The sequence below is a fragment of the Bradyrhizobium sp. WSM4872 genome (assembly GCF_055811715.1).
The window spans coordinates 74493-100113 of sequence record NZ_JBVVPT010000020.1; the positions used below are offsets into that span (position 1 = coordinate 74493).

The following is a 25621-nucleotide window of genomic DNA, read 5'->3' on the forward strand; positions in this document are numbered from 1 at the left end:
TCCCCGTTCCGCCTCAGTCGGTGATGAAGCCGTAGGTGCCGCGGTAGTTCTTGGTCGGTTCGGTCCGGCCGGGCACGCCGTAGATGCGGTTGATGTTGCCGAGCAGCTCGGCCTGCGGATCCGCGGGCGCGGAGAAGCCATCATCCGGCCGCGACAGATCCTTTTGTGCAACTGCGCGAACGATGTAGGGCGTCACGATCACGACCAGCTCGCTCGCGTTGTTGACGAAGTCGCGGCTACGGAACAGCGTGCCGAGGACTGGGAGCTGCATCAGACCCGGCAGTCCGCTGACCGCCTGCTTGGTCTGCTGCTGGATCAGGCCGGCCATCGCCATCGCGCCGCCTGAGGGAATTTCCAGCGACGTTTCTGCGCGGCGGGTCTTGATCGAGGGCACCGTGAGCGAGTTGACCGAGGTCGAGGTCACGGCCTGGGACAGCGTGATCGCGTTTTCGTTCGAGAGCTCGGACACCTCGGTCATCACCCGCAGGCTGATCTTGCCTTCGGTGAGAACGACGGGGGTGAAGTTGAGCGAGATGCCGAACTTCTTGAAGCTGATCTGGGTGGTACAGACGTGCGTGGTGGGGTCGCACGCATAGCCCGCAGGCACCGGGAATTCACCGCCGGCGATGAACGTTGCCGATTCACCGGAGATCGCGGTCAGGTTCGGTTCGGCCAGCGTTCGGATCACGCCCGCGGTCTCCATCGCACGCAGCGTGGCCTGCACCGACGGGGCCCCGCCGAACTTCGTGGTCAGGTTATTGCCGTCGACGAGGTTGTGGCCGAGAGCCGTGAACGGATTGGAGTTGCTGAAGCTGACGACCGAGGTGCCGTAGCTGAGGTTGGCGGTGAGGTCGATTCCGAGCTGCTTGACGATGCTGCGCTGCACTTCGGCGACAGTCACCTTGAGCATGACCTGGTCGCGGCCGCGGACCACGATCGAGTTCACGACCTTCTCGGGGCCGCCCGCGAGGCGCACGGCGAGGTCGTTGGCCTGCTGGGCTTCGGCTGGATTCGCGGCCGAGCCGGTCAAGATGATACCGTCGCCTAGCCCGTCGATCTGGATGTCCGAGTTCGGCAGGACCTGTTTCAGCGCGGCCCGCACGCCGTTGAGGTCGCGCTTGACCGCGATGTCATAGGCCGCGATCTGCTGGCCGGCGGAATCGAAGAACACGATGTTGGTCTGCCCGATCGAGGCGCCGATGATGTAGGCGCGCTGCGCCGAGCGGACGACTGCATTGGCGATCTTAGGATCGGCGACAAGCACGTCCTTGATGTCGCGCGGAAGGTCGATCACGATCGACTTGCCGATGCCGAGCGAGAGGAATCGCGCGTTCATCTGACCGTCGGCCGCAGCCTGCGCCACCGGGCGATAGTCGGCGGCGACCACAGGGGTCAGCACCGGGTTGAGCGCGAGCGCGACGGCGGCCGAAAACGACAGGGCGCGGACCACAGGGGTTCGCATCGTCGCCAAATTCGCCCTGCATTTCATGTCGACAGTCCTCATCGTGCCTTCGCCGTCGAGCTTGGGATACCGTACCGAATGATCGAGATGCCATCGCGCTTCTGCGTGGAATCATCGAGCGTGATCTCGCTCAGCTTGACGTCGACGATGCTGCGCAACGCGAGCGACAGCGTGCCGCTCTGACGTGCGGAGGAGAGCGTCGCAGTCTGCGCGGGATTGAGCTCGAGGGTGACGGTCTTGCCAACCACCGCGTTCTGGCCGTCCTTCTCCTTGGGAGCCTGGTCGATGGCCAGGACGCGGATATTGGCCAGGATGATCTCGGACGTGATGACATCAGGAGCGCCGCTGCTCTGGTCCGGGTTCTTGAGACGGCGCGTCAGAAGCACGTCGACGCGATCGTTGGGGAGGATGAAGCCGCCTGCGCCGGTTTCTGGCGAGATCTCGGTCGAGATCGCCCGCATGCCGGTGGGCAGGATTGCCGCCATGAAGCCGGAGCCTTCGGCCTTGACCAGCTTCTGGTCGCGGATCGGCTCACCCTGGATGAAGGGGGATCGTGCGATCGAGCCGGTGACCTGGGTTACCCCCTCGGGGCGCTCGTTGCGGCGGATGAAGGTGGTGCTGGCGGTCGCGGACGGCCAAGTCTGCCATTGCACGTCTTCCGGCTTGACGGTCTGGCCGAGGCCGATGTCGTTCTTGGCGACCAGGACGTCGACGGTGGGAAGCTGCGCGACTGGAGCCGGAGGCGGTGCAGAATTGTCCGAACCGCTCGCCAGATACGCGGCGACACCGCCGGCGCAGATGGCGACCGTCAGGACGACAATGCGTGCCCTATTCATACGCTTCACTTTCCAACAAACGCCGCGACGCTGACGCCGCCGTAATCGGCAGTTGACCAGCTATTCGTCAAAGCATGGTTAATGAGGCGTATCTAAATCGCCTTAACGCCGGGTTGACCCCGATGCGCTCAGCGCAATGCGAGGTGAGCGAGATCGATCGCCTTCACCCATTCGGTCTCCGGGTAGACCATCAGCGCGCTCAGTGCGAGCGCGATGCCGTAGGGAATGCCGCTCTCCTTGGCGTGCAGTCGCGCCAGCCAGGTCTGGCCGGCCAGCCCGTAAGGCAGCGGCCACTGCCGGAACTGGAGCAGGAGCAGCGTCAGCGCCCCGCCAATCAGCGAGGCGTAGAGCAGGAAGTTCATCAGCTGTGGGAACCCGAACCAGAGTGCGACGGAGGCCGCTACCTTGGCATCGCCGCCGCCAACCCAGCCCATCGCAAAACAGGAGAAGGCCACGACCAGGACGAGCGCGCCGGCCCCGACATGGCTCAGCATGTCGTAAGGTGCCATGCCACCGGCGAGAGCGAGCGCGAAAAAGCCGGCGACCAGCGCCAGCGATACGCGGTTCGAGATTGTCATCGTGAAGAGATCGCTCGCGGCGGCAAACGCCATCAGGGCCGGGAAGAGCAGAAGGCGCGCAAGGTCGAGGATCATGGGCTGCGTCTTGAGGTTTGCCGCGGAGCTGGCGTCGCCGGATTCTAGCCGGCAGTGCTAAACAAACCGAAAACGGCGGCAGCGGTCCCGATGGGCGGAACCAGCCGAAGGCGTGCTCACCAGAGGAACGCGATGCGTGCGGCGAGCGCGACCGTTGCAAGCAGCAGGGCCAGACAGACCCAGTAAGCCGGCGAGCCGGTCTGCGCGGCCTCCGCCGCGTTTGCCGCGACTGCGGCATCGGTTCTGTACTTGCTGAACGCCACTGGAACTCGCCGTCTGAAAAACAAAGGCCCCGGAGACCCGGGGCTTTTGCCGTCGTTCGTCGATGGCTTACTTCAGCGAGCTGCTGATCGAGGTGAACTTGGCGTTCAGCGTGGTGCCGAGATTGTTGACGACGGTGATGATGGCCAGCGCGATGCCGGCGGCGATCAGACCGTATTCGATGGCGGTGGCGCCGGATTCATCTTTCGCGAAACGCGCAATCAGGTTCTTCATGAACAAAACTCCATCTGGTGGGATCGCCTCGTTCGGCGTGTGCTTGACGCAACGACCATGAGATCCGAGCTCTTTCGGGAGAGTTAATTCGATCGGGCAAACCCGCTTGCCGCCGGCCAGAGTGAATTTCGCCTTAAGGCAGCCAGCTGCAATTCGTTCCGGTTCCGGTTGTGCAGCAGGCTCAGCACCGGCTTCACCGTCCCTTAAATTTGGGGGAGTACGCGTAGGCGGGACCAGCAATTCGCAAGAGAGGCGACAATGTCGAGCCTGCCCATGGAAATCGCCCTGATGCTCGGCGAGACCATCGCGAAGGTGATCCCCACGACCTTCGCGCTCGCGGTGGTCTTCACCGTGCTCGAGCATGTCTGGGCCTGCAATCCCGGCGTGCCCTGGTGGCGCAAGCGAGAGATCGTCACGGACATCTGCTACTGGTTTGTCGTTCCGGTGTTCGCACGCGTCATGCGGATCAGCCTTCTGATCGTCGGTGCGAGCTTCGTCTTCAACATCCATGATGCCGACGGGCTCATCGCCTTCTACGACAATGGCCACGGCCCGCTGGCGCTATTGCCGCTCTGGGTCCAGGCCATGCTGTTCCTGGTGCTGTCTGATTTCATGCTGTACTGGCTGCACCGGCTGTTCCACGGCGGCGGGTTCTGGAAGTACCACGCGATCCATCACTCCTCGGAGGAGATCAGCTGGATTTCTGCGGCCCGCTTCCATCCCGTCAATCTCGTGCTCGGTACCATCGCGGTTGACGTCGTGCTTCTGATGGCCGGCATTTCGCCGAACGCCATGGTCTGGCTCGCCCCGTTCACGACCTTCCATTCGGCCTTCGTGCACGCCAACCTGAACTGGACCTTCGGGCCGTTCAAATATGTGCTGGCGACGCCGGTGTTCCACCGTTGGCACCACACCGCGCTAGCAGAGGGCGGCGACACCAATTTTGCCGGCACGTTCCCGATCTGGGACTTGCTGTTCGGCACTTTCCGCATGCCCGAGGGGCAACTGCCGCAGGATTACGGCAAGGATGAAGCCACCATGCCGAAGGAAATCGGAGGGCAGCTTGCCTATCCGTTCCGCCGCTAGGTTCTCGAGGGCCGCGAAACGCCAGTCCGTTCAAACAATAGTCGGCGAATTTGCGGAACGTTCACGAATTGCGGGCAGGTTAGCCGGGTCGGGCACCGGCTCGGCTGTTATCTGATCGCTTCTGCCGGTTTGTGACGTCCCGGGGGTAAGAGTATGCGTAAACAATTGCTGCGCCGTCATGCGCGCGTCTGTCTTCTGGTTGCAGCCGCGGTGCTGGCATCGCCGGCTGCCGTCGTTGCCGAGTCCGCCGATACCATCGCCGTCAATGTCGACCAGGCCAAGCTGGTGCGGTTGCCTGGCAAGGTGGCAACTATCGTGGTCGGCAATCCCCTGATCGCCGACGTCACGCTCCAGCCCGGCGGCATGATCGTCGTCACGGGAAAGGGCTATGGCGCCACTAATTTCATCGCGCTCGACCGGGGCGGCGAGATCCTGGTCGACCGCCAGATCCAGGTCGAAGGTCCGACCGATCGGCTCGTTACCGTCTATCGCGGCATCGAGCGCGAGTCCTATAGCTGCGCGCCGCTTTGCCAGCGCCGCGTGACGCTCGGCGACAGCGACACCTACTTCAACAGCGCGATGAGCCAGGCCGGTTCGTTGAGCAGCTCGGCCAGCGGCAGTGCCGGTGCGGGTGCCAAGACGAATTGACCAAGACGAACTGACCAAGACGAACTGACCAAGACCAGCCAGCGAGTTTGATTTGCGGGTTTGGCGGGGCAAGGATCGTCCCCACCCGGCGCACGCGCGCGAGTCTCACTCTCCGTGTCCTCGTCTCCATGCCCTCGTCTGCATGTCCTCGCCGCCATGGCCTGGGTCGTTTGCGGTTAACCCGCCCTTAACGGCCCGGGCCGCCGGGTGCGGATCGCCTGAAACACTTAAACAATCAGTTTCCGCTATTGAACATGGCAGATGATTGCTGCTGCTGCTGGGGAATTTGATGCCTTCGCCTGCACCTACGAGATTCACGCTCCTCGCCATGCTGCGTCGGTTTCGCGTCAGCCGCCGCGGCTCCGCAGCCGTCGAGTTCGCGCTCGTCGCGCCGATGTTCTTCGCGTTGCTGTTCGCCATCATCGAGTCGGCGCTGATGTTCTTGGCGAGCCAGGTGCTCGAGAGTGCCTCGCAGAATTCTGCGCGCGTGCTGCTGACCGGGCAGGCGCAAGGCGGCACGCTAACGGCCTGCGCGGTCTCCGGCGTCAGCACACCCTGCTCGCAAACCACGTTCAAGGCTTACGTCTGCAGCCAGATCCCGGCTCTGTTTGATTGCAGCAAGCTCTACGTCGACGTCGTGAGTACAAACTCGTTCGGAGCGCTAAGCCTCACCAATTATGGCAATTCCTGCAGCTTCAATCCAACCGGCGTGCAGTACAGTGCCGGGGCCGCCAACCAGGTCGTCGTGGTGCGGCTGTTCTATCAGTGGCCGCTCTTCGTCACTGGCCTTGGCTTCAACATGGGCTGCGGCAACAAGCGGCTGCTGATTGCGACCGCGGCCTTCAAGAATGAACCCTTCTGAGACAGATGGACCCGAGCGGACAGATGCAGGCGATCGCGAATATCTGGAGGAATGCCCGTAGCTCCGTGCGCGACTTCGTCGCCGACAGGCGTGCGATTGCGGCGACCGAGTTCGCGGTCATCGTGCCGCTAATGCTGGTGATGTTCTTCGGGACCGTCGAGTTTTCATCGGCCGTCGCGATCAATCGCAAAGTCACAATGATTGCACGGACTCTGTCCGACTTGACGTCGCAGTCGACGGGGGTCGACGATCCTGCCATGCAGGACACGTTCACGGCAAGCATATCGATGATCATGCCGTACGACGCTACCCTCGTGAACGGCACGGTCCTTCAGATCCAAATCGACTCAAGCAAAGTCGCCAAGATTCAATGGAGCAAGTCCGCCACCATTGCGAACGGGGCGACGCAGGCCACGCTGACGGCTCCGCCTCCGACTCTGACACCTGGTACCACGGTCACCTCGATGATTCCGCCAACGCTCTTGATCGCGTCCACCTACCTCATTTTCAGCCAGGCGAGCTACGTGTACACACCTTCTGTCAAGTTCGTCCTGAAGTCGGGCATCACGCTGAGCGATGTCTCCTACACGCGGCCGCGCCAGGTCACCTGCGTTCGTTACAACAATGCAGCGTGTTGAGATCTGCGAGCAAATAGCGGGATGAAAAAGGCCGGGCATCGCGCCCGGCCTTTTTGTTATTTGTTCGCTCGAGCCGATCGGGGCCCGTAAGCGGTAGGCTCAGCCGGCGGAGCGAAGGTTGTCCGCTGCCGACTTGCCGGAACGGCGGTCGGCCACGATCTCGTACGAGATCTTCTGACCTTCGCGCAGCGTGCCGAGGCCTGCACGCTCCACAGCACTGATGTGAACGAACACGTCTTGGCCGCCATCGTCGGGCTGGATGAAGCCGAAGCCTTTGGTCGCGTTAAACCACTTCACGGTTCCCATGCTCATGGGGGTAGTCCCTTCTCAGATAACACAATGTCAGAGCCCGCTTGCGCGGACAGGTTAGATCGAATTTTTGGAAGGGTCGTCAGCGTGTCTGAACCGGCTGTACCGGTGGATGCTAATGTCGTCCGGCCGAAAATCGATTAATTCATTTTATTGGAAACAGACCCCCAAAACAATGCTGACGTGCACGATTTTTTGATCCGCCGTGATGCTCACGGCGGATCAGCATACAGGTCGGAATTTCGGGTCTGCGCTCGCGCGCTGAGCCCCGACTAGCGGCGGCGGAACTGCCCGCCACGCTGCCCGGGACGCGGAGGTCCGCCCATCCCGCTCGGACGTTCGTCCTTGTGGCGGAAAATCAGCCGGCCCTTTTCGAGGTCATAGGGCGACATCTCCACCGTCACGCGGTCGCCCGCCAGAGTCTTGATGCGGTTCTTCTTCATCTTGCCGGCGGTGTAGGCGACGATCTCGTGTCCGGCGTCGAGCTGCACGCGGTAGCGCGCGTCGGGGAGGATTTCGGTGACCAGTCCTTCGAACTGGATCAGCTCTTCCTTAGCCATGAATTTCTCCAGGTCGTGGACGGCTAGTGCGAATGGGGTTTGCGGTTCGGTTGGCCATTCGGCCGACTCTCGCGGCGTAAAAAGGCAACGCCTTGTATCCCATCAGACGCTCCGGCGCTATGCGCGGAACGCTGTTCCGGACGGCCGTTTGGCGAAGAATGCGCCTTGCCTCCGGAGCGGCCGCGAGGAGCTGCCTTCGGGCCGCTGCCGGGCCTTCCGTCGCCCTGCTTGGCGGCACTGTGGTGGCGCCCGTCCGCATGCCTTTCGTCGGCACGTCGAGCGTCACCGTGGCGTCCCTCACCATGCCTTGCGCCTTGCTGACGCTGGCCCGGACGGCCCGGCCGACCCTGTCGTTGCTGCTGCGGGGGAGGGCCCGCATCGCGGCGCCCGGCGTCGGTGCGGCGATCCTCACGCGGCAGCGCCACTTTGATCAGCCGCTCGATGTCGCGGAGATAGCTGAGTTCCTCGCCGCCTGCGACCAGCGAGATCGCGGTGCCCTCGGCACCCGCGCGCGCGGTGCGGCCGATGCGATGCACATAGGTCTCCGGCACGTTGGGCAGGTCGAAATTGATGACATGGGTGATGCCGTCGACATCGATGCCGCGCGCGGCGATATCGGTGGCGACCAGCGTGCGGATTTCACCGGTGCGGAACTGGGCAAGCGTCCGTTCGCGATGGTTCTGCGACTTGTTGCCGTGGATGGCGCTGGCGGGTATGCCGGCCTTCTCGAGCGTCTTCACCACTTTGTCTGCGCCGTGCTTCGTGCGGGTGAAAACCAGTGCGCGATTGACCTGCTCCTGCTTCAACAGCTGGGCGAGGAACGCCGGCTTGGCGGAGAAATCGACCTGAATGATCCGCTGCTGGATGCGCTCCACGGTCGAGGAGACCGGGGTTACTGCGACGCGGGCGGGGTCGCGCAGCATGGCGTCGGCCAGCTCGGCGATGTCCTTCGGCATGGTGGCCGAGAAGAACAGCGTCTGCCGCTTGATCGGCAGCTTGGCGACGATTTTGCGGATGTCGTTGATGAAGCCCATGTCGAGCATGCGGTCGGCTTCGTCGAGCACGAGGAATTCGACGCTGCCAAGCTTCAGTCCGTTGCTCTGCACGAGGTCGAGCAAACGGCCGGGGGTGGCGACCAGCACCTCGACGCCCTGCATCAGCGAGCGGACCTGACGGCCCATCGGCACGCCGCCGATGGCGAGGGTCGAGGACAGGCGGATGTGGCGGCCATAAGCGTTGAAGCTGTCAAGGATCTGGCCGGACAGTTCGCGGGTCGGCGACAGCACCAGGACGCGGGCCGTCTTCGGCTGCGGCTTGATGCGATTCTCGAGCAGGCGGTGCAGGATCGGCAGCGCGAAGGACGCAGTCTTGCCGGTTCCGGTTTGGGCGATGCCGACGACGTCGCGGCCGGTCAGCGCGGTCGGAATCGTCTGGGCCTGGATGGGGGTGGGGGTGACGTAGTTCTCTTCGGTGAGAGCACGGGCGATGGGCTCGGCGAGGCCGAAATCCTGAAACGAAGTCAAAAGATGGGTTCTTTCCATGTCAAAAGCGGGCGCCCGGCGCATTCGGCGCGGCGCGCGCAAAAGGGTGTCGAGAGGGACACCTGCGTGTTTGGGGTGTCGGATGGCTTGATGGGATGGGGCAAGCCAGACGCCCGTAAGGGCTTAAGAACACGCGGCTCGCAACGGTCGCCTGATTCGCAAGAGACCTCAGCCCCCATATGGAACATTGAGGCGGCGCTTTCAAGGCACGCCCCACACAAACGGCGATCGCGGTGCAGAAATAGTTATGCCGGAAATTTAGCCAGAGGGAGAAATTTGCTCAGAAAATAACCTGCCTGCCGCATTCGCATACATTTGAATTGCTCAATGTTTAGGCGGTACCGTCGTGGCGACACTTCGTTTTCCGTCTATTTCTTCAACACACTCAAGTGCTTAGTAGGTGTCAAATCCATGGCACGGTTCTTGCGAATCCGTTAATCGCAGGCGGCCGTTGGGGCCGTTTCGCAGCGTTTTTCACGTCTGCGTCAGGGAGATGAGACACTCATGCATAGCAAATCCACTCACGATATAGCGGCGCCATTTAGCCGCCGTGGCGTTCTCGCCGCGACCGCCGGACTGATGCTTGGTCTGGCTTCCATTTCTGGTGCGAAGGCCGCGGACGACACCATCAAGGTCGGCGTACTTCATTCCCTCTCCGGCACCATGGCCATCAGCGAGACCACGCTGAAGGACACTATCCTCTTCCTGATCGACGAGCAGAACAAGAAGGGCGGCGTCAACGGCAAGAAGCTCGAAGCCGTCGTCGTCGATCCCGCTTCCAACTGGCCGCTGTTCGCCGAGAAGGCGCGCGAGCTCATCACCAAGGACAAGGTCTCGGTCGTGTTCGGCTGCTGGACCTCGGTGTCACGCAAGTCGGTGCTCCCGGTGTTCAAGGAGCTGAACAGTATCCTGTTCTACCCCGTGCAGTACGAGGGCGAGGAGAGCGAGCGCAACGTGTTCTACACCGGCGCCGCGCCGAACCAGCAGGCGATCCCCGCCGTCGACTATCTGATGAAGGACGAGAAGGTGAAGCGCTGGGTGCTCGCGGGCACTGACTACGTCTATCCGCGCACCACCAACAAGATCCTGGAAGCCTATCTGAAGTCCAAAGGTGTCGCCCAGGAAGACATCATGATCAACTACACGCCGTTCGGTCATTCCGATTGGCAGACGATCGTAGCCGACATCAAGAAGTTCGGCTCGGCCGGCAAGAAGACCGCAGTGGTCTCGACCATCAACGGCGACGCCAACGTTCCCTTCTACAAGGAGCTCGGCAACCAGGGCATCAAGGCGAAGGACATTCCGGTCGTCGCGTTCTCGGTGGGTGAGGAAGAACTCGCCGGCATCGACACCAAGCCGCTGCTCGGCCATCTCGCCGCCTGGAACTACTTCCAGTCGATCAAGTCGCCGGAGAACGAGAAGTTCATCAAGGCGTGGCAGACCTACACCAAGAATCCGAAGCGCGTGACCAACGATCCGATGGAAGCGCACGTGATCGGCTTCGACATGTGGGTCAAGGCGGTCGAGAAGGTGAAGTCGACCGATCCGGACAAGGTGATCGATGCGCTCCCGGGCATCGAAGCCAAGAACCTGACCGGCGGCACCTCCAAGATGCTTCCGAACCATCACATCACCAAGCCGGTGTTCATTGGCGAAATCAAAGCCAACGGCCAGTTCGACGTGGTGTGGAAGACCCCGGGTCTTGTCGCGGGCGACGCCTGGTCGAAGGAGCTCGACGGTTCCAAGGACCTGGTCGGCGACTGGGTCGGCAAGAAGTGCGGTAACTTCAACACCAAGACCAACAAGTGCCTCGGTTCGGGCTCCTGATCCGGATCTGACGCTCCATTGCACGATCGGAGAAGGCGGCGATCCCGCCGCCTTCTCCACCCTTTTCTGCCGGGGTCTTTCACAGTGCCAGCCAATTTGTCCGCCCGCCTCTGTTCGCTCGTGCTCTCGTTGTTCCTGATCGCGTTCGCAATGCCGGCCTTGGCCGGCCCGTTCGAGGATGCGGTCGCAAAATTCGCCAACGACGATTATTCCGACACGGAAGAGGCGATCGGCGTGGTCGCAAGCAGCGGCAATACGCTGGCCTTTCCGATCATCAGCGCGCTCCAGGACGGCCGCCTCATGGCCGATCCTGACAGCAAGAAGGTTTACGTCACCGGCACCGACGGCAAGTCGATCGATGCCGCGACCGGTCAGGCCGTGGCCAGCGTGCCCGACAGTGCGAGCGCGGTCCGCCTCAACAACCGCCTGCGCCGCAGCGTCGATGCCGCGATCGGCAGCCTGACGCTGCAGTCACCCGATATCGGAGCACGTCTTCAGGCCGCGCAATCCGTCTTCAAGTCGCATGAGGAGACATCGCTCGAAGCCGTCGATGGCGCGCTCGCCAAGGAAACCAACCGATCCGTCAAGGCTGCGCTGGGCGACGCCCGCGCGGCGATCCTGTTGTTCAAGCCTGATGCCACCGAGATCGAGAAGCTCGAAGCCGTTGCCACCATCAAGGCGCGCGGTGACCAGGAGGCGATGGCGCTGCTGACGGGCATGGGCGACCAGCCGGCCTCGGTGACCAAGGCTGCTGCGAGCGCAATCGGCTCGATCCAGAGTTCGCTCGCGGTCTGGTCGATGGTGCAGAATGCCTGGTATGGCCTTTCGCTCGGTTCGGTGCTGCTGCTTGCCGCAATCGGCCTTGCCATCACTTTCGGCGTGATGGGCGTCATCAACATGGCCCATGGCGAGATGGTGATGATCGGGGCCTACACCACCTTCGTGGTGCAGGAGGTGATCCGCACCCGTTATCCCGGCCTGTTCGACTATTCGCTGCTGATCGCGGTGCCGCTTGCCTTCCTGGTGGCGGGCGCGCTCGGCGTCGTGATCGAGCGCAGCATCATCCGCTTTCTCTATGGCCGTCCGCTGGAGACGCTGCTGGCGACCTGGGGCCTGTCGCTGGTGCTCCAGCAGGCGGTGCGCACCATGTTCGGCCCGACCAACCGCGAGGTCGGCAACCCCTCCTGGATGAGCGGCGCGTTCGAGCTCGGCCAGATCACCATTACCTATAACCGGCTCTGGATCCTGGTCTTCACGCTCGCGGTGTTCGTCATTCTGCTCGCGATGCTGCGCTACACGGCGCTCGGGCTGGAGATGCGCGCGGTGACGCAGAACCGCCGCATGGCGGCCTCGATGGGCATCGCGACTTCGCGCGTCGACGCGCTCACCTTCGGCCTCGGCTCGGGCATTGCCGGCATCGCCGGTGTGGCGCTGTCGCAGATCGACAATGTCAGCCCCAATCTCGGCCAGAGCTACATCATCGACAGCTTCATGGTCGTGGTGTTCGGCGGCGTCGGCAATCTCTGGGGCACGCTGGTCGGCGCCTTCACGCTCGGCATCGCCAATAAATTCCTGGAGCCGGTCGCCGGCGCCGTGCTCGGCAAGATCGCCATCCTCGTTCTCATCATCCTGTTCATTCAAAAGCGGCCGCGCGGCCTGTTCGCGCTCAAGGGCCGTGCGGTGGAAGCATGACCCCTCACATGCTGACGCGATCGCTGGACCGCGGCGCCACGATCTTCCTTGCCGTCGTCGTGGCCTGCGGCATCCTCATCCCGCTCTCCAACCTGCTGCTGCCCGCGGGCTCGTTCCTGCAGGTGCCGACCTATCTCGTCGCGCTCTGGGGCAAATATGTCTGCTACGCCATCCTGGCGCTCTCGATCGACCTGATCTGGGGCTATTGCGGCATCCTCTCGCTCGGCCACGGTGCCTTCTTCGCGCTCGGTGGCTACGCGATGGGCATGTACCTGATGCGGCAGATCGGCAGCCGCGGCGTCTACGGCAACCCGATCCTGCCCGACTTCATGGTGTTCCTGAACTATTCGAAGCTGCCCTGGTACTGGTACGGCTTCGACATGTTCTGGTTTGCCGCGCTGATGGTGCTGATCGTGCCGGGGCTGCTCGCCTTCTGCTTCGGCTGGCTCGCCTTCCGCTCCCGCGTCACGGGAGTGTATCTGTCGATCATCACCCAGGCGATGACCTATGCACTGCTGCTTGCCTTCTTCCGCAACGATTTCGGCTTCGGCGGCAACAACGGCATGACCGACTTCAAGGACATTTTGGGGTTCAACGTGCAGGCCGAGGGCACGCGTGCTGCGCTGTTCGCGCTGAGCTGCCTGGCGCTGATCGCCGGCTTCCTGATCTGCCGCGCCATCGTCTCGTCCAAGCTCGGCAAGGTGCTGATCGCGGTGCGCGATGCGGAATCGCGCACGCGCTTCCTCGGCTACCGCGTCGAATCCTACAAGCTGTTCGTGTTCACGGTGTCGGCCTGCATGGCCGGCGTCGCCGGCGCGCTCTATGTGCCGCAGGTCGGCATCATCAACCCGAGCGAATTCGCACCGGGCAATTCGATCGAGGCGGTAATCTGGGTAGCGGTCGGCGGCCGCGGTACGCTGGTCGGCGCTGCGCTCGGTGCCGTCGTCGTCAACTACGCAAAGACGTTCTTCACCTCCGGCATGCTCGCGCCCTACTGGCTGTTCATGTTGGGTGCCATGTTCATCCTGGTAACGCTGCTGCTGCCCAAGGGCATCGTGGGCACTTTCAACGCCTGGTGGGACTCGTCGAAGGAAAGGCGCGACGCCGCGACCGTTGCGAGTGCCGCGGCCGAAGACGGCGTCGCCGAACCCAAAATGGCGGAGGAGGTGCAATGAACGTCATGGACACCCGCGCGACCTCCGCAATGCTGTATCTCGACGGCGTGCACGTCTCGTTCGACGGCTTCCACGCCATCAACAACCTCTCGCTGACGCTCGAGCCCGGCGAGATGCGCGCCATCATCGGCCCGAACGGCGCCGGCAAGACCACGATGATGGACATCATCACCGGCAAGACCAAGCCCGATGAAGGCACCGTGCTGTTCGACGGCGTCACCGATCTGACGCGGCTGGACGAAACCCGTATCGCCGAGCTCGGCATCGGCCGTAAATTCCAGAAGCCGACCGTGTTCGAGAGCCAGACCGTGCAGGACAATTTGCTGCTCGCGCTCAATGTCGACCACAGCGTCAAGGGTACGCTGTTCTGGCGCGGCAGCCGGGCGGAGTCCGAGCAGATCGACAAGGTGCTGGAGACGATCCGCCTCACCGATGCCCGCCACCGTCTCGCCGGCAGCCTCAGCCACGGCCAGAAGCAGTGGCTCGAGATCGGAATGCTGCTGGCGCAGGATCCGAAACTGCTCCTCGTCGACGAGCCCGTTGCTGGCATGACCGACGTCGAGACGCATCTCACCGCCGAGCTGCTCAAGGAAATCAACAAGACCCACACCGTGATGGTGGTCGAGCACGACATGACGTTCGTGCGCGAGCTCGGCGTCAAGGTCACTTGCCTGCACGAGGGTACCGTGCTCGCTGAAGGCACCATCGACCAGGTCTCGTCCAACGAGCGGGTCATCGAAGTGTATTTGGGGCGGTGAGCGATGCTTGAGGTCAAGGACATCAACCTGTTCTACGGCGCGGCGCAGGCGCTGCGCGGCGTGTCGATCGCGGCCGAGCCCGGCAAGGTCACCTGTGTGCTCGGGCGCAACGGCGTCGGCAAGACCTCGCTCCTGCGCGCCATGGTCGGGCAGTACCCGATTTCCTCGGGCGCGATCGTGCTCGACGGCAGCGATATCACCGGCCTGAAGCCCTATGAGCGTGCGCGCAAGGGCATCGGCTTCGTGCCGCAGGGGCGCGAGATATTTCCGCTTCTGACCGTCGAGGAAAATCTCAAGACCGGCTTCGGCCCGCTCAAGCGCGAGGACAAGCACATTCCGGACGACGTGTACTCACTGTTCCCGGTGCTGCAATCCATGCTCGGCCGGCGCGGCGGCGACCTCTCCGGCGGTCAGCAGCAACAGCTCGCGATCGGGCGCGCGCTGGTGATGCGACCAAAGCTGCTGCTGCTCGACGAGCCGACGGAGGGCATCCAGCCCTCGATCATCAAGGACATCGGCCGAGCCATCTCGTACCTGCGCAACCTCGGCAACATCGCCATCGTGCTGGTCGAACAATATCTCGACTTTGCCTGCGAACTCGGCGACAGTTTTGCGGTGATGGATCGCGGCGCGGTGAAGTTCACCTGCGACCGCTCCAATCTCGACGCGAGCGAAATCAGCCGCCAGATGGCGCTGTAGGCCATTCTGCCGCGACCGGCTGGGGAGGCGGATGCGCAGCGACGTTTCAGCGACATCTTCAGTGTTCGACGCCAACCGGGCCCGCGGCGCGGTGCGCTTCGAGGTCCACGCGCGCGACGGTGTGACGCGTCGCGGGATCTTGCATGAGTCCGGCTCCCTGCGCGTACGCTTCCCTTCGCCGGAGGACGAAGGGCTCTCCGGCGTGTTCGTCAACACCGCCGGCGGTGTCGCCGGCGGCGATCGCTTCGACATCGAGATCGCGGCCGCGGATCGTGCGAAGCTGACGCTGACCACGGCGGCCGCGGAAAAGGTCTACCGCGCGCCAGGGCAGGCGGCGGAGCTCAATATAGCGCTGAAGGTTGCTGCAGGCGCGCATCTCGGCTGGCTGCCGCAGGAGACGATCCTGTTCAACCGGGCGCGCGTGCAGCGCCGCTTCGACATAGACCTCGATGCGACTGCCTCGCTCCTGCTGTGCGAGATCGTGGTGTTCGGCCGTACCGCGATGGGCGAACGGATGGAGCAGGGCGAGTTCGTCGACCGCTGGCGGCTGCGTCGCGGGGGCAAGCTAGTATTCGCCGAGACCGTCAGGCTCGACGGCAATATCGGCGCAAAGCTTGCGCGATCGGCGGTGGCCAAGGGCGGCGCTGCGATCGGCACGGCGCTGATCGTGCCCGGCGACGAGGCCCTGATCGAGCGTCTCCGCGAGGTCTCGGAATCCTTCGCCGGCGAGGTCGGGATATCCGCCTGGAATGGCTTTGCAATGGCGCGGTTCTGTGCCCAAGATGCGGCGCGGTTGCGCGGCGACATGATGGCCGTATTGGCGCGCACCGGTGCGGCGCTGCCGCGGCTCTGGCTGAATTGACGAAGTGAACGGAAGAGATTTCGTATGAACCTGTCTCCGCGCGAAAAGGACAAGCTTCTGATCTCGATGGCGGCGATCGTGGCCCGCCGCCGGCTGGATCGCGGCGTCAAGCTCAACCATCCGGAGGCGATCGCGCTCATCTCCGATTTCATCCTCGAAGGCGCACGGGACGGCCGCACCGTCGCCGAGTTGATGCAATCGGGTGCGCAGGTTCTCACCCGCGAGCAGGTGATGCCGGGCATTCCCGAGATGATCCACGACATCCAGGTCGAGGCGACCTTTCCGGACGGGACCAAGCTCGTCACTGTGCACGAGCCGATCAGGTAGGAGAGAAGCATGATCCCCGGCGAACTCTTCATCCAGGACGGCGAGATCGAGCTCAATGCCGGCCGCAAGACCGTGACGCTGACGGTCGCCAACACCGGCGACCGCCCGATCCAGGTCGGCTCGCACTATCATTTCTTCGAGACCAACCCGGCGCTGAAGTTCGATCGCAAGAAAGCCCGCGGCATGCGCCTCGACATCGCCGCCGGCACCGCGGTCCGCTTCGAGCCGGGCCAGACCCGCGACGTCCAGCTCGTCGCGGTGGCAGGCAAGAAGACCATCTACGGCTTCCGCGGCGACGTGATGGGGAAGCTGTGAAATCCACAGGAACGAGCGTGGCGCGCCACGGTTGAGGCGAAAACGGAGGACTTTGCCATGCTGTCACCTGTCCGCCTCGTCTCCGAAGCCGCCGAACTCGCCGCGCGCCGCCACAACGGCATGGCGCGCAAGGGCCGCGGTCATGAGCCTTACATCAACCACCTCGCCGAGGTCGCGAACCTGCTTGCGATCGCGACCGACGGCGCCGACGCCGAACTCGTTGCCGCCGGCTGGCTGCATGATGCGATCGAGGACACCGACACCACGCGCGAGGAGCTCGTGCAAAAATTCTCCGACCGTGTCGCGTCGCTTGTCGAGGAATGCACCGACGATATGAGCCTGCCGAAGCCGGAGCGGCGGCGGCGCCAGGTGCTCGACGCACCGGAAAAATCGGATGGCGCCAGGCTGATCAAGATCGCCGACAAGATCAGCAATATCGGCGCGCGCGTGCATTCCGATCCGACGGCCGAGGAACGTGACGACCTGGTCGATTACACCGACTGGGCCGAGCAGGTTGTCGCCGGTTGCCGCGGCGGCAACTCTTGGCTCGATACGACATTCGACGACATGGTGCTCACAGCGAGGACCTCGCTGTGAACACCGATCCAGAATTCAAACGCAAACGGGGCTTGTGATGTCCGTCAAAATAAAGCGTTCCGTCTATGCCGACATGTTCGGCCCGACCACCGGCGACAAGGTGCGGCTGGCCGACACCGACCTCATCATCGAGGTCGAGAAGGATTTCACCACCTACGGCGAGGAAGTGAAGTTCGGCGGCGGCAAGGTGATCCGCGACGGCATGGGGCAGTCGCAGGTCACCAACAAGCAGGGCGCGGCCGACACCGTCATCACCAATGCGCTGATCGTCGATCATTGGGGCATCGTGAAGGCCGACGTCGCGATCAAGGACGGTATGATCGCCGGCATCGGCAAGGCCGGCAATCCCGACATCCAGCCGGGTGTCACCATCATCATCGGCCCCGGCACCGACGTGATCGCGGGTGAAGGCAAGATCCTCACCGCCGGCGGCTTCGACAGCCACATCCATTTCATCTGCCCGCAGCAGATCGAGCACGCGCTGATGTCGGGCGTCACCTCGATGCTGGGGGGCGGCACCGGTCCCTCGCATGGTACGTTCGCCACCACCTGCACGCCGGGGCCTTGGCACATGGGGCGGATGATCCAGTCGTTCGACGCCTTCCCGGTCAATCTCGGCATCTCCGGCAAGGGCAACGCCTCGCGGCCCGCCGCGCTGGTCGAGATGATCAAGGCCGGCGCCTGTGCGCTGAAGCTGCACGAGGACTGGGGCACCACGCCGGCTGCGATCGACACCTGCCTGTCGGTCGCCGACGACTACGACATCCAGGTGATGATCCACACCGACACGCTCAACGAATCCGGCTTCGTCGAGGATACGATCAAGGCGTTCAAAGGCCGCACGATCCACGCCTTCCACACCGAGGGCGCCGGCGGCGGTCATGCCCCTGATATCATCAAGGTCGCAGGGCTGAAGAACGTGCTGCCGTCCTCGACCAACCCGACGCGGCCCTTCACGCGCAACACCATCGACGAGCATCTGGACATGCTGATGGTGTGCCACCACCTCGATCCCTCGATCGCGGAAGATCTGGCGTTCGCCGAAAGCCGCATCCGCAAGGAGACCATCGCGGCCGAGGACATCCTGCATGATCTCGGCGCGCTCTCCATGATCTCCTCGGACTCCCAGGCCATGGGCCGCCTCGGCGAGGTCATCATCCGGACCTGGCAGACCGCCGACAAGATGAAGAAGCAGCGCGGGTCGCTGCCGCAGGACAAGGGCAAGGACAACGACAATTTCCGCGTCAAGCGCTACATTGCCAAATACACGATCAATCCCGCGATCGCGCATGGCGTTTCGAAGCTGATCGGCTCGGTCGAGAAGGGCAAGCTCGCCGATCTCGTGCTGTGGTCGCCGGCCTTCTTCGGTGTCAAGCCGGACTGCGTCGTCAAGGGCGGCATGATCGTCGCGGCTCCCATGGGCGATCCCAACGCCTCGATCCCGACCCCGCAGCCGGTGCATTACCAGCCGATGTTCGGCGCCTTCGGCAAGGCGATGACCGCGTCCTCCGTGGTGTTCACCTCGAAGGCCGCGATCACCGGCGGCCTCGCGCGCAAGCTCGGCATCGACAAGAAGCTCTATGCGGTCCAGAACACCCGCGGCAGGATCTCGAAGAAGAGCATGATCCACAACGACGCCACGCCCAATATCGAGGTCGATCCGGAGACCTATGAGGTCCGTGCCGACGGCGAGCTTTTGACCTGCGCCCCCGCCGAGGTGCTGCCGATGGCGCAGCGATATTTCATGTACTGAAATAGCGCCTCAACGCATGTCCCAGGACCATGTCGTGGTCGCATATCGGAGACAGCTTTTCCGGTTTTGCGTTCGATCCCGCCTGGTCTAAGGTCCCGCCGGGTATCTGAAGCCCAGAAGAAAAGCCGGGAGGATTTCTCGTGATCTATGTCGTCGCCACCTTGACCATCAAGCCTGAAACGCGCGCCGAATTCATTGCAGCCGCCACCGCCTGCATCAAGGAGACGCGGAAAGAGCCCGGCAATATCGCCTATGATCTGCATGAGAGCGTCACCGATCCCGCCAAGATGGTGTTCGTGGAGCAGTGGGAGAATGCCGAGGCGCTGGTGCCGCATCGCGCCATGGAGCACATGAAGACGTTCGGCCGCGTTGCGGTGAAGTGTTTTACGGCGCCGCCAAAGATCGAAGTGATCACGCCCGAGAAGGTCGAGACACGGTAACGGGGTAAAAAGCGCATGATCCGGGCGACGCAGGTCAGGGGACAACACCGTTTCGCGGAAGCGCCGGCGGATACGGTCGTGCTCGATTTCGACGATCGACACCGCCGCCGCATGGCGATGACGGGAACGCGGGGGCTCGAGTTCCTGCTCGACCTGGAGAATGCCGTCGCACTGCGCGGCGGCGATGCGCTGGTGTTGGAGGACGGCCGGCTGGTCGAGGTGGTCGCAGCGCCCGAGCCGCTGCTCGAGATCCGCGGCCACGATCCGCACCACCTTATTCGCGTCGGCTGGCATCTCGGCAATCGCCACCTGCCGACGCAGATCATGGCCAAGGGCCTGCGCATCCGCCGCGACCACGTCATCGCAGCCATGGTGAAGGGCCTCGGCGCGCGCGTGATCGAGATCGAGGCGCCGTTCGATCCCGAGGGCGGCGCCTATGCCGATGCCGGTCGTGCGCATGGACATGACGACCACGCGCATCACGATCATGACCATGATGATCATCATGATCATCATGGTCATGATCACCACCATGATCATGCCGCACATGGCGACGGTCACGATCACCATCACCACGACGAGCATTGCGATCACCCCGACCATCACCATGGCCACAAGCATGCTCATGACCACAAATGAGCCGGTCGCGGCCCGCGACCTCGCGGAGCGCGAGGCGGCGGCGCTGTACCGGCTGATGACCTGGCTGTCACCCGCGTTTCCCGTCGGCGGCTTTTCCTACTCCAGCGGCATCGAATGGGCGGTCGAGGCCGGCGACATCACCGAGACCGCGTCGCTGGCGGACTGGCTCGACGCGATGCTTCGCGATGGCTCCGGCTTCTGCGATGCGACGTTTCTGGTCCACGCCTATCGCGCCACTGAAGCGGGCGAGGGCGACACCTTGAGCGATATCGCCGAGCTCGCCGCGGCCTTCGTGCCGTCGCGCGAGCGGCAGCTGGAGACGACGTCGCAGGGCCGTGCCTTTATCGATATCGCCCGCGCCGCGTGGGATGCCGACGGGCTGGACGGCATGGTTGCGGCATGCCGCACGCCGCTGGTCTATCCCGTTGCTGTTGGCGTGGTCGCCGCGGTGCACGGCGTGCCGCTGGGGCCGACGCTGCACGCCTTCCTGCATGCGCTGGTCTCGAACTGGATCTCCGCGGCCAGCCGGCTCATTCCGCTCGGCCAGACCGACAGCCAGCGCGTGTTGGTGAGGCTGGAAGCCGCGGTTGCCGCGACGGCGAATCGTGCGCTGGGTGCGATGTTGGACCATCTCGGTGGCGCGACGTTTCGCGCCGACCTCGCCAGCCTGCGGCACGAGACGCAATATACGCGGCTGTTCAGATCTTGAGCACGAGCCTCACTCCGTCGTCCCGGCGAAGGCCGGGACCCATAAGCACGAATCTTTGTGGGGATGGAGGGATGTGGCCACAGCCCGCCACATCAACTGAGTTCGGTGGCTATGGGTCCCGGCCTTCGCCGGGACGACATTAGGAGAGAGCATGTCGAAATCTCACGGCCCCTTGCGTGTCGGCATCGGCGGTCCGGTCGGATCGGGCAAGACCGCGCTGATGGACCTGCTCTGCAAGACCATGCGCGAGCGCTACGACATCGCCGCGATCACCAACGACATCTACACCAAATGGGATGCGGAATTCCTCGTGCGCTCGGGCTCGCTGACGCCGGATCGCATTGCCGGAGTCGAGACCGGCGGCTGCCCGCACACCGCGATCCGCGAGGACGCCTCGATGAATCTCGCCGCGGTGGCGGATATGCGCGCCAAGTTTCCGGGGCTCGATCTCGTGCTGATCGAATCCGGCGGTGATAACCTCGCTGCCACTTTTTCCCCGGAGCTCGCCGATCTCACCGTTTACGTCATCGACGTGGCGGCCGGCGACAAGATCCCGTCCAAGGGCGGGCCAGGCATCACCCGGTCCGACCTCCTTGTGATCAACAAGATCGACCTGGCGCCCTATGTCGGCGCCTCCCTGGAAAAGATGGAGACGGACGCCAGGCGCATGCGGGGCGAGCGGCCGTTCGTCATGACCAACCTGAAGAAGAGCCAGGGGCTGGACCGCATCATCGGCTTCATTGAGGCCAAAGGCGGCTTGAAACGGGCCGGCTGACCGGCGCGACGACCTAACGCAGGCGTTTCCCCCGTTAACGCGTTGGGCAGAGCCGTGTCCGCGGAACAAATTTCGGTCACGGCAATTGATTACCTCCGGTGCCCGGAGCAAATCCACCCGGCCCGACCATCGGCGGGCCGATTTAAGCTTCTCAGGCGACCAAGTTGCGTACCGATGCCTCCTCCTTCATTATCCCGGCCATTGGGGTCCACCCTGTTTCGGCACGTGCCCGTTCGAGCGGCGTCCATATGCTCCGTGTTTATTGCCGACCTCCAGCTTTCGCCTGAGTAGTCGCGTGGTCCGGCTGGGTTTCATCATCGGCTTCATTGCTCTTCTCGGAGCCCTGCTCTCCGGGCTTGCGGCTTATCGCGTCCACGACCAGGAGCTGGCGCTGGACCGGATCGCGCTGGCGCGCGCGATCGATGTCCATGCAAGCCTGGTCCAGGACCGGCTCACCGAGCGCGAACTGCTCGCGCGGGTTGCCTCCGGCCTGTTCCGGGCGCCGTCGGTGCTCAAGCCTAACATGCTCGAGCCGCTGCGCTCGGCCATCTACGCCTTCAAGACCGATTTCGTGGTGGCGGGCTGGGTCGCCCGCCTGAAGCCGAACGAGCTTGCCGCAGCGCAGGCCGCCATCGCGAGCGCCGGCTTCCCCAATCCGCGAATCCGCAGCTATGACGACAAGCCGATCGATCCGGCAGGTGTTACCCAGCCGATCGACGTGCTGATGGATCTCGAGCCGCGCAGCAACGAGACCAAAGGGCTGCCCGGCCGCAGTTACGACCAGGACCAGGTGCGCGGCGCCATGCTGGCGCGCGCCAGAGTGGAGAAGAGGTCGGTTGCCTCGGAACCGGTTGCCCTCCTGCGTAGCGGCGGCCCGATCGGCATCATTGTGGCCGCTCCCGTCATCCCAGAGGGCGCGACGGAGCCGGCGGGCTTCATCACATTTTCCTACGAGCTTTCCTCCCTGATGCTGACCAACGACGACATGTCGTTGTTCGCGGTCGCGTTGAAGGATCCGCGCCGCGAGGGTGGTGAGCTCGTCGCCAACGATCAAGGCGTGGTCTCGGCCCGCACGACGGCGGCCGATGGGCCGGCCCCGTCGGCGACGCGCACGGTGAGCTTCGGTGGTCGCGACTGGCAGCTCGGCTATTACGCCAAGACCAATTCGGCGCGCCGCGCCGAGCAGACTGCGATCATCGTGGCGGCAATCGGCCTTGCGATCACCGCGATGGTGTGCGGCCTGTTCGGCTATGTCGCCTACAACAATTTGCGGCTCAGCCGGGAAATCCAGGTCAGAATCGGCTTCGAGCGCCGGCTGACGGCTGTCATCGACGAGCTCAACCACCGGGTCAAAAACATCCTGGCGGTGATCCAGTCGATCGTGACCCGTACGCTGCGCCATGGCTCCGACATCGATGTCGCGCGCGAGCTCCTGATCGGTCGCATCCATGCCATGTCCAACGTCGTCTCGTTGCTCAGCGAGAGCCAGTGGCAGGGCGTCAAGCTGAAGGGCCTGTTCGAGGCGCGCGCCATCCCGCATGCCGACCGCATCGCCGTTACCGGTCCTGACATCGCAGTCAGCGCGCGCGCGGCGCAGAGCCTGTCGCTGCTGTTCTTCGAGCTCGCCTCGCACTCCGACGAGGGCCTATCGCTGGTCGGCAAGCATCCGCACATCACTGCCAATTGGACGGTGACCAACGAGGGGGCCGGCGAGGTCTTCTATTTCCGCTGGGAGGAGTTCAACACCAGCGAAGCGACGCGCCGCCCCGATTCCGATTTCGGCCTGATCCTGCTCGACCGCGTCGCGCCCGAGGCGCTCGGCGGCACCGCCAAGCGCTATTTCACCGACGTCTCCTATGTCTACGAGCTGACCGCGCCGATGGAGACGGTAGAGGACATGACCGAGCGCGACCGTACCGACAAGCTGTCAGCACCGATCCGGCCGGCGCGGTAATTCGAGGCTGGAGTTCGCTCGAAAACGCCTAGCTCTTCGGCCGCAGCACGAGGTCAACCAGAGTCCGCGCGTAGGCCGGCGTGATCGGCGCGATGCCGAAGACGTAGCGGTAGAACAGGCCGCCATAGATCGCGTCGTAGAGATCCTGGGGCGGAGCTTCCGCCAGAATGCTGCCGTCGCTCTGGCCCGCGGCGATCATCTCGATCAGCGCGTCGCGCCGGAATTGCAGATAACGGGCGTAGAACAGCTCCGCCGAGCCGGTCTTGGAGATGCATTCGGAGATGACGGCGAGCTGGACTTTGCCGAACTCGCCCTGGAGCGCTTCGGCATAGGCCGCGGCATGGCGGCGTGCGCGCGCGGCGGGGCTGCCCGAGCTTGCAGGCGGCAGCGGCAGCATCTGCGCGGCATGGTGAAGGAAAGCGTCGATCAGCAAGGCTTCGCGGGACGGCCACCATTTGTAGATCGTCATCTTGGAGACGCTGGAGTGGCGTGCGATCGCGTCGATGGTGGTGGCGGCAAGCCCGGTGGTGGCCATCAGCGCATAGGCGCTTTGGAGAATGGCGTTGGTGGTCTCGATCGACCTTGGCCGGCCGCGCCGGGGCGCGCTGTCGGCTCCCTCACTCCCGCCATTCGCCATCACCACGCCCGGCCTCCTCGCGCAATCCGCTGCCGCTCCGCATAGCCCAGCCGTAATGGCCGGCCTAGCGGAATCGGAAGGTGCGGGGTTAGGCCTGCTGCCGCAAGGCCGCGGGCAGGTCCTGCCGCTTCGACCAGGCGATGTAATATGCGACCGCGGCCATCGCCGCGAAGCCCGCCAGACTCACGGCGATCTGCATCACCACCAGATTCGCGCCGGTAATCAGGATGAGATGGCCAGCAAGTGACAGGAACACGCCGACGCAGAACACCGCGAGCCACTCCTCGCCGCATCGGATGACCGCCCGTAGCGATCTCCATTGCAGGCCGGGATGATCGGCCGGGACGAGATGTGTAGCGATGAAAGCGAGCGCGAGGAAGTGGACCACGCGATAGGGTGCGAGGTTTTCCTTGTCGGTCGGCGTGATATTGTCCAGCACGATGTCCGGCAGGTAGGCGGCAAGCGCCGGCGAGTGGCGCATCAGCGTGATCGCCAGTGCGAATACGAGATAGGCGCCCGCAAGCACGCGCAGCCAGGACAAGCCGTGCAGCGCGCGGCCCGACGCACCCGTCACGGCAAACCAGCCGCCCAGCACCATCAGCATCTGCCAGCAGAACGGGTTGAAGGTCCACTCCTGGTCCGGATAGACCCGGAAATTCCAGTCGAACCAGCGCGCCGCAACGTAGAGCGCGACCGATGCCGCAAGCGTCAGGTTCGGCCGCCGCAACAGCCCCCACAGCGCGAACGGAAAGAAGGCCATCAGCGGGATCATCAGCTGCAACAGGTCGAGATTCAGCGGCTCCTCCTGGAGCACGAGGCCACGCACCAGGATGCGCAGCGGGTGCTCGAGAATTCCCGATATGTTGTATTCGTGGATGATCTCGGGCGCCATCGATTGCGAGGCGACATAGGCGATGGTGTCGATATAGATCACGAACAGCACGACATAGGCGGCATACAGCCGCCAGACGCGGCGAAAGATGCGCGTCGCCGCGACGACGTAGCCGCGCTCCAGTGCGATCCTGCCGTGAATAATCGCGACGCCATAGCCCACCACGAACACGAACAAGTCTGCGGCGCCGCTGAAGCCGAAGTTGCGCAGCGTCAGCAAATTGACGACGTTGTTCGGGATGTGGTCGACGAAAACCGACCAGTTGGCGATACCGAGCGTCAAATAGAGCCGGGGGTCATGATGGAATGCGGCGAGGTTCGCCTGGACGGACGGTTTCATCGAGAAAATGGCTTTTGGAATCAGGGGCGCTGCTTTTAGCGGCAACCGCCTGCCTGTCCGAGTAGCGTTTGCGTGATGGCGCAGGCAAACGGCCGGACGGCGCCAAATCTGACGCCGGGCCGCCGGTACCTATTCGATAGA

At 63.7% G+C, this 25621-nt stretch carries 29 protein-coding genes; 19 read left to right on the forward strand and 10 right to left on the reverse strand.

Annotated elements, in window-relative coordinates; translation table 11 throughout:
• Positions 1-13: 13 nt before the first annotated feature.
• The 5 genes from AC0L3C_RS24325 to AC0L3C_RS24345 all read right to left on the reverse strand — a co-directional run bounded on the left by AC0L3C_RS24325 (position 14) and on the right by AC0L3C_RS24345 (position 3446).
• The gene (locus AC0L3C_RS24325) at positions 14-1489 is read right to left on the reverse strand and encodes a type II and III secretion system protein family protein (RefSeq protein ID WP_473264611.1); all 1476 of its coding nucleotides are present in this window, start codon (positions 1487-1489) and stop codon (positions 14-16) included.
• Positions 1490-1500: 11 nt separating this feature from the next.
• Positions 1501-2298 (reverse strand): Flp pilus assembly protein CpaB, encoded by a 798-nt coding sequence (gene cpaB / locus AC0L3C_RS24330; protein WP_473264561.1) that lies wholly within the window; start codon positions 2296-2298, stop codon positions 1501-1503.
• A 128-nt stretch (positions 2299-2426) separates the two neighbouring features.
• Positions 2427-2951, reverse strand: coding sequence for an A24 family peptidase (locus AC0L3C_RS24335; protein WP_473264562.1), 525 nt, complete (start codon positions 2949-2951; stop codon positions 2427-2429).
• 116 nt (positions 2952-3067) lie between these two features.
• Positions 3068-3214 carry a hypothetical protein gene (locus AC0L3C_RS24340; RefSeq protein WP_473264564.1) on the reverse strand — a complete coding sequence of 49 codons (147 nt, stop codon included), beginning with the start codon at positions 3212-3214 and terminating at the stop codon, positions 3068-3070.
• 67 nt (positions 3215-3281) lie between these two features.
• The gene (locus AC0L3C_RS24345; protein WP_007599783.1) at positions 3282-3446 is read right to left on the reverse strand and encodes a Flp family type IVb pilin; all 165 of its coding nucleotides are present in this window, start codon (positions 3444-3446) and stop codon (positions 3282-3284) included.
• 258 nt (positions 3447-3704) lie between these two features.
• Here AC0L3C_RS24345 and AC0L3C_RS24350 point away from each other — a divergent pair, with 258 nt between their 5' ends.
• The 4 genes from AC0L3C_RS24350 to AC0L3C_RS24365 all read left to right on the forward strand — a co-directional run bounded on the left by AC0L3C_RS24350 (position 3705) and on the right by AC0L3C_RS24365 (position 6680).
• Positions 3705-4532 (forward strand): sterol desaturase family protein, encoded by an 828-nt coding sequence (locus tag AC0L3C_RS24350; RefSeq protein WP_473264565.1) that lies wholly within the window; start codon positions 3705-3707, stop codon positions 4530-4532.
• Between the two features lie 153 nt (positions 4533-4685).
• Positions 4686-5180: a pilus assembly protein N-terminal domain-containing protein gene (locus tag AC0L3C_RS24355; RefSeq protein ID WP_473264566.1), complete on the forward strand. Its 495-nt coding sequence runs from the start codon at positions 4686-4688 to the stop codon at positions 5178-5180.
• A 289-nt stretch (positions 5181-5469) separates the two neighbouring features.
• Positions 5470-6042 carry a TadE/TadG family type IV pilus assembly protein gene (locus tag AC0L3C_RS24360; RefSeq protein WP_473264568.1) on the forward strand — a complete coding sequence of 191 codons (573 nt, stop codon included), beginning with the start codon at positions 5470-5472 and terminating at the stop codon, positions 6040-6042.
• A gap of 23 nt (positions 6043-6065) precedes the next feature.
• Positions 6066-6680, forward strand: a complete 615-nt coding sequence (locus tag AC0L3C_RS24365; protein WP_473264569.1) for a TadE/TadG family type IV pilus assembly protein — start codon at positions 6066-6068, stop codon at positions 6678-6680.
• 99 nt (positions 6681-6779) lie between these two features.
• On the opposite strand, the gene AC0L3C_RS24370 is transcribed toward AC0L3C_RS24365, so the two are convergent.
• The 3 genes from AC0L3C_RS24370 to AC0L3C_RS24380 form a co-directional block, all read right to left on the reverse strand.
• On the reverse strand, positions 6780-6992 hold the full coding sequence (locus tag AC0L3C_RS24370; RefSeq protein WP_007599788.1) for a cold-shock protein: 213 nt from the start codon (positions 6990-6992) through the stop codon (positions 6780-6782).
• 269 nt (positions 6993-7261) lie between these two features.
• A complete protein-coding gene (gene infA / locus AC0L3C_RS24375) occupies positions 7262-7549 on the reverse strand; it encodes a translation initiation factor IF-1 (RefSeq protein WP_007599789.1) in 288 nt (95 codons plus the stop codon).
• 23 nt (positions 7550-7572) lie between these two features.
• Positions 7573-9114, reverse strand: coding sequence for a DEAD/DEAH box helicase (locus AC0L3C_RS24380; RefSeq protein ID WP_473264570.1), 1542 nt, complete (start codon positions 9112-9114; stop codon positions 7573-7575).
• A 480-nt stretch (positions 9115-9594) separates the two neighbouring features.
• Here AC0L3C_RS24380 and urtA point away from each other — a divergent pair, with 480 nt between their 5' ends.
• The 15 genes from urtA (at position 9595) to AC0L3C_RS24455 (ending at position 23612) form a co-directional block, all read left to right on the forward strand.
• Positions 9595-10917, forward strand: a complete 1323-nt coding sequence (gene urtA, locus AC0L3C_RS24385; RefSeq protein ID WP_007599797.1) for an urea ABC transporter substrate-binding protein — start codon at positions 9595-9597, stop codon at positions 10915-10917.
• Positions 10918-11001: 84 nt separating this feature from the next.
• Entirely contained in the window at positions 11002-12609 is a 1608-nt protein-coding gene (gene urtB / locus AC0L3C_RS24390) for an urea ABC transporter permease subunit UrtB (RefSeq protein ID WP_473279383.1), read from the forward strand.
• A complete protein-coding gene (urtC, locus tag AC0L3C_RS24395; protein ID WP_473264572.1) occupies positions 12606-13784 on the forward strand; it encodes an urea ABC transporter permease subunit UrtC in 1179 nt (392 codons plus the stop codon). The genes urtB and urtC overlap by 4 nt, the downstream gene beginning before the upstream one ends.
• On the forward strand, positions 13781-14542 hold the full coding sequence (urtD, locus tag AC0L3C_RS24400) for an urea ABC transporter ATP-binding protein UrtD (protein WP_473264573.1): 762 nt from the start codon (positions 13781-13783) through the stop codon (positions 14540-14542). The genes urtC and urtD overlap by 4 nt, the downstream gene beginning before the upstream one ends.
• Positions 14543-14545: 3 nt before the next feature.
• Entirely contained in the window at positions 14546-15241 is a 696-nt protein-coding gene (urtE, locus tag AC0L3C_RS24405) for an urea ABC transporter ATP-binding subunit UrtE (protein WP_473264576.1), read from the forward strand.
• A 31-nt stretch (positions 15242-15272) separates the two neighbouring features.
• A complete protein-coding gene (locus tag AC0L3C_RS24410; RefSeq protein ID WP_473264577.1) occupies positions 15273-16103 on the forward strand; it encodes an urease accessory protein UreD in 831 nt (276 codons plus the stop codon).
• 24 nt (positions 16104-16127) lie between these two features.
• Positions 16128-16430: an urease subunit gamma gene (locus AC0L3C_RS24415; protein WP_473264578.1), complete on the forward strand. Its 303-nt coding sequence runs from the start codon at positions 16128-16130 to the stop codon at positions 16428-16430.
• Between the two features lie 9 nt (positions 16431-16439).
• Positions 16440-16745, forward strand: a complete 306-nt coding sequence (locus AC0L3C_RS24420) for an urease subunit beta (protein WP_007599812.1) — start codon at positions 16440-16442, stop codon at positions 16743-16745.
• 57 nt (positions 16746-16802) lie between these two features.
• Positions 16803-17342: an HD domain-containing protein gene (locus tag AC0L3C_RS24425; protein WP_473264579.1), complete on the forward strand. Its 540-nt coding sequence runs from the start codon at positions 16803-16805 to the stop codon at positions 17340-17342.
• Between the two features lie 37 nt (positions 17343-17379).
• The gene (gene ureC, locus AC0L3C_RS24430) at positions 17380-19095 is read left to right on the forward strand and encodes an urease subunit alpha (RefSeq protein ID WP_473264580.1); all 1716 of its coding nucleotides are present in this window, start codon (positions 17380-17382) and stop codon (positions 19093-19095) included.
• Positions 19096-19235: 140 nt separating this feature from the next.
• A complete protein-coding gene (locus tag AC0L3C_RS24435) occupies positions 19236-19535 on the forward strand; it encodes a putative quinol monooxygenase (RefSeq protein ID WP_007599815.1) in 300 nt (99 codons plus the stop codon).
• Positions 19536-19550: 15 nt separating this feature from the next.
• The gene (locus AC0L3C_RS24440) at positions 19551-20174 is read left to right on the forward strand and encodes an urease accessory protein UreE (RefSeq protein ID WP_473279381.1); all 624 of its coding nucleotides are present in this window, start codon (positions 19551-19553) and stop codon (positions 20172-20174) included.
• On the forward strand, positions 20155-20883 hold the full coding sequence (locus tag AC0L3C_RS24445; protein ID WP_473279473.1) for an urease accessory protein UreF: 729 nt from the start codon (positions 20155-20157) through the stop codon (positions 20881-20883). The genes AC0L3C_RS24440 and AC0L3C_RS24445 overlap by 20 nt, the downstream gene beginning before the upstream one ends.
• A gap of 151 nt (positions 20884-21034) precedes the next feature.
• Positions 21035-21658 carry an urease accessory protein UreG gene (gene ureG / locus AC0L3C_RS24450; RefSeq protein WP_473409160.1) on the forward strand — a complete coding sequence of 208 codons (624 nt, stop codon included), beginning with the start codon at positions 21035-21037 and terminating at the stop codon, positions 21656-21658.
• A 295-nt stretch (positions 21659-21953) separates the two neighbouring features.
• On the forward strand, positions 21954-23612 hold the full coding sequence (locus AC0L3C_RS24455; RefSeq protein WP_473264583.1) for a CHASE domain-containing protein: 1659 nt from the start codon (positions 21954-21956) through the stop codon (positions 23610-23612).
• Between the two features lie 28 nt (positions 23613-23640).
• Here the strand turns inward: AC0L3C_RS24455 and AC0L3C_RS24460 are convergent, their stop codons facing one another.
• Both AC0L3C_RS24460 and AC0L3C_RS24465 read right to left on the reverse strand, forming a co-directional pair.
• Positions 23641-24249 (reverse strand): TetR/AcrR family transcriptional regulator, encoded by a 609-nt coding sequence (locus tag AC0L3C_RS24460; protein ID WP_473279472.1) that lies wholly within the window; start codon positions 24247-24249, stop codon positions 23641-23643.
• Positions 24250-24337: 88 nt separating this feature from the next.
• Positions 24338-25480: an OpgC domain-containing protein gene (locus AC0L3C_RS24465; protein WP_473264584.1), complete on the reverse strand. Its 1143-nt coding sequence runs from the start codon at positions 25478-25480 to the stop codon at positions 24338-24340.
• Between the last annotated feature and the right edge of the window lie 141 nt (positions 25481-25621).

What these genes read in the sequence shown, in the direction of transcription:
- AC0L3C_RS24325 (WP_473264611.1), bottom strand. Translation starts at nt 1,489, where the DNA reads ATGAAATGCAGGGCGAATTTGGCGACGATGCGAACCCCTGTGGTCCGC.
- cpaB (WP_473264561.1), bottom strand. Translation starts at nt 2,298, where the DNA reads ATGAATAGGGCACGCATTGTCGTCCTGACGGTCGCCATCTGCGCCGGC.
- AC0L3C_RS24335 (WP_473264562.1), bottom strand. Translation starts at nt 2,951, where the DNA reads ATGATCCTCGACCTTGCGCGCCTTCTGCTCTTCCCGGCCCTGATGGCG.
- AC0L3C_RS24345 (WP_007599783.1), bottom strand. Translation starts at nt 3,446, where the DNA reads ATGAAGAACCTGATTGCGCGTTTCGCGAAAGATGAATCCGGCGCCACC.
- AC0L3C_RS24350 (WP_473264565.1), top strand. Translation starts at nt 3,705, where the DNA reads ATGTCGAGCCTGCCCATGGAAATCGCCCTGATGCTCGGCGAGACCATC.
- AC0L3C_RS24355 (WP_473264566.1), top strand. Translation starts at nt 4,686, where the DNA reads ATGCGTAAACAATTGCTGCGCCGTCATGCGCGCGTCTGTCTTCTGGTT.
- AC0L3C_RS24360 (WP_473264568.1), top strand. Translation starts at nt 5,470, where the DNA reads ATGCCTTCGCCTGCACCTACGAGATTCACGCTCCTCGCCATGCTGCGT.
- AC0L3C_RS24365 (WP_473264569.1), top strand. Translation starts at nt 6,066, where the DNA reads ATGCAGGCGATCGCGAATATCTGGAGGAATGCCCGTAGCTCCGTGCGC.
- AC0L3C_RS24370 (WP_007599788.1), bottom strand. Translation starts at nt 6,992, where the DNA reads ATGAGCATGGGAACCGTGAAGTGGTTTAACGCGACCAAAGGCTTCGGC.
- infA (WP_007599789.1), bottom strand. Translation starts at nt 7,549, where the DNA reads ATGGCTAAGGAAGAGCTGATCCAGTTCGAAGGACTGGTCACCGAAATC.
- AC0L3C_RS24380 (WP_473264570.1), bottom strand. Translation starts at nt 9,114, where the DNA reads ATGCGCCGGGCGCCCGCTTTTGACATGGAAAGAACCCATCTTTTGACT.
- urtA (WP_007599797.1), top strand. Translation starts at nt 9,595, where the DNA reads ATGCATAGCAAATCCACTCACGATATAGCGGCGCCATTTAGCCGCCGT.
- urtC (WP_473264572.1), top strand. Translation starts at nt 12,606, where the DNA reads ATGACCCCTCACATGCTGACGCGATCGCTGGACCGCGGCGCCACGATC.
- urtD (WP_473264573.1), top strand. Translation starts at nt 13,781, where the DNA reads ATGAACGTCATGGACACCCGCGCGACCTCCGCAATGCTGTATCTCGAC.
- urtE (WP_473264576.1), top strand. Translation starts at nt 14,546, where the DNA reads ATGCTTGAGGTCAAGGACATCAACCTGTTCTACGGCGCGGCGCAGGCG.
- AC0L3C_RS24410 (WP_473264577.1), top strand. Translation starts at nt 15,273, where the DNA reads ATGCGCAGCGACGTTTCAGCGACATCTTCAGTGTTCGACGCCAACCGG.
- AC0L3C_RS24415 (WP_473264578.1), top strand. Translation starts at nt 16,128, where the DNA reads ATGAACCTGTCTCCGCGCGAAAAGGACAAGCTTCTGATCTCGATGGCG.
- AC0L3C_RS24420 (WP_007599812.1), top strand. Translation starts at nt 16,440, where the DNA reads ATGATCCCCGGCGAACTCTTCATCCAGGACGGCGAGATCGAGCTCAAT.
- AC0L3C_RS24425 (WP_473264579.1), top strand. Translation starts at nt 16,803, where the DNA reads ATGCTGTCACCTGTCCGCCTCGTCTCCGAAGCCGCCGAACTCGCCGCG.
- ureC (WP_473264580.1), top strand. Translation starts at nt 17,380, where the DNA reads ATGTCCGTCAAAATAAAGCGTTCCGTCTATGCCGACATGTTCGGCCCG.
- AC0L3C_RS24440 (WP_473279381.1), top strand. Translation starts at nt 19,551, where the DNA reads ATGATCCGGGCGACGCAGGTCAGGGGACAACACCGTTTCGCGGAAGCG.
- AC0L3C_RS24445 (WP_473279473.1), top strand. Translation starts at nt 20,155, where the DNA reads ATGCTCATGACCACAAATGAGCCGGTCGCGGCCCGCGACCTCGCGGAG.
- ureG (WP_473409160.1), top strand. Translation starts at nt 21,035, where the DNA reads ATGTCGAAATCTCACGGCCCCTTGCGTGTCGGCATCGGCGGTCCGGTC.
- AC0L3C_RS24460 (WP_473279472.1), bottom strand. Translation starts at nt 24,249, where the DNA reads ATGGCGAATGGCGGGAGTGAGGGAGCCGACAGCGCGCCCCGGCGCGGC.
- AC0L3C_RS24465 (WP_473264584.1), bottom strand. Translation starts at nt 25,480, where the DNA reads ATGAAACCGTCCGTCCAGGCGAACCTCGCCGCATTCCATCATGACCCC.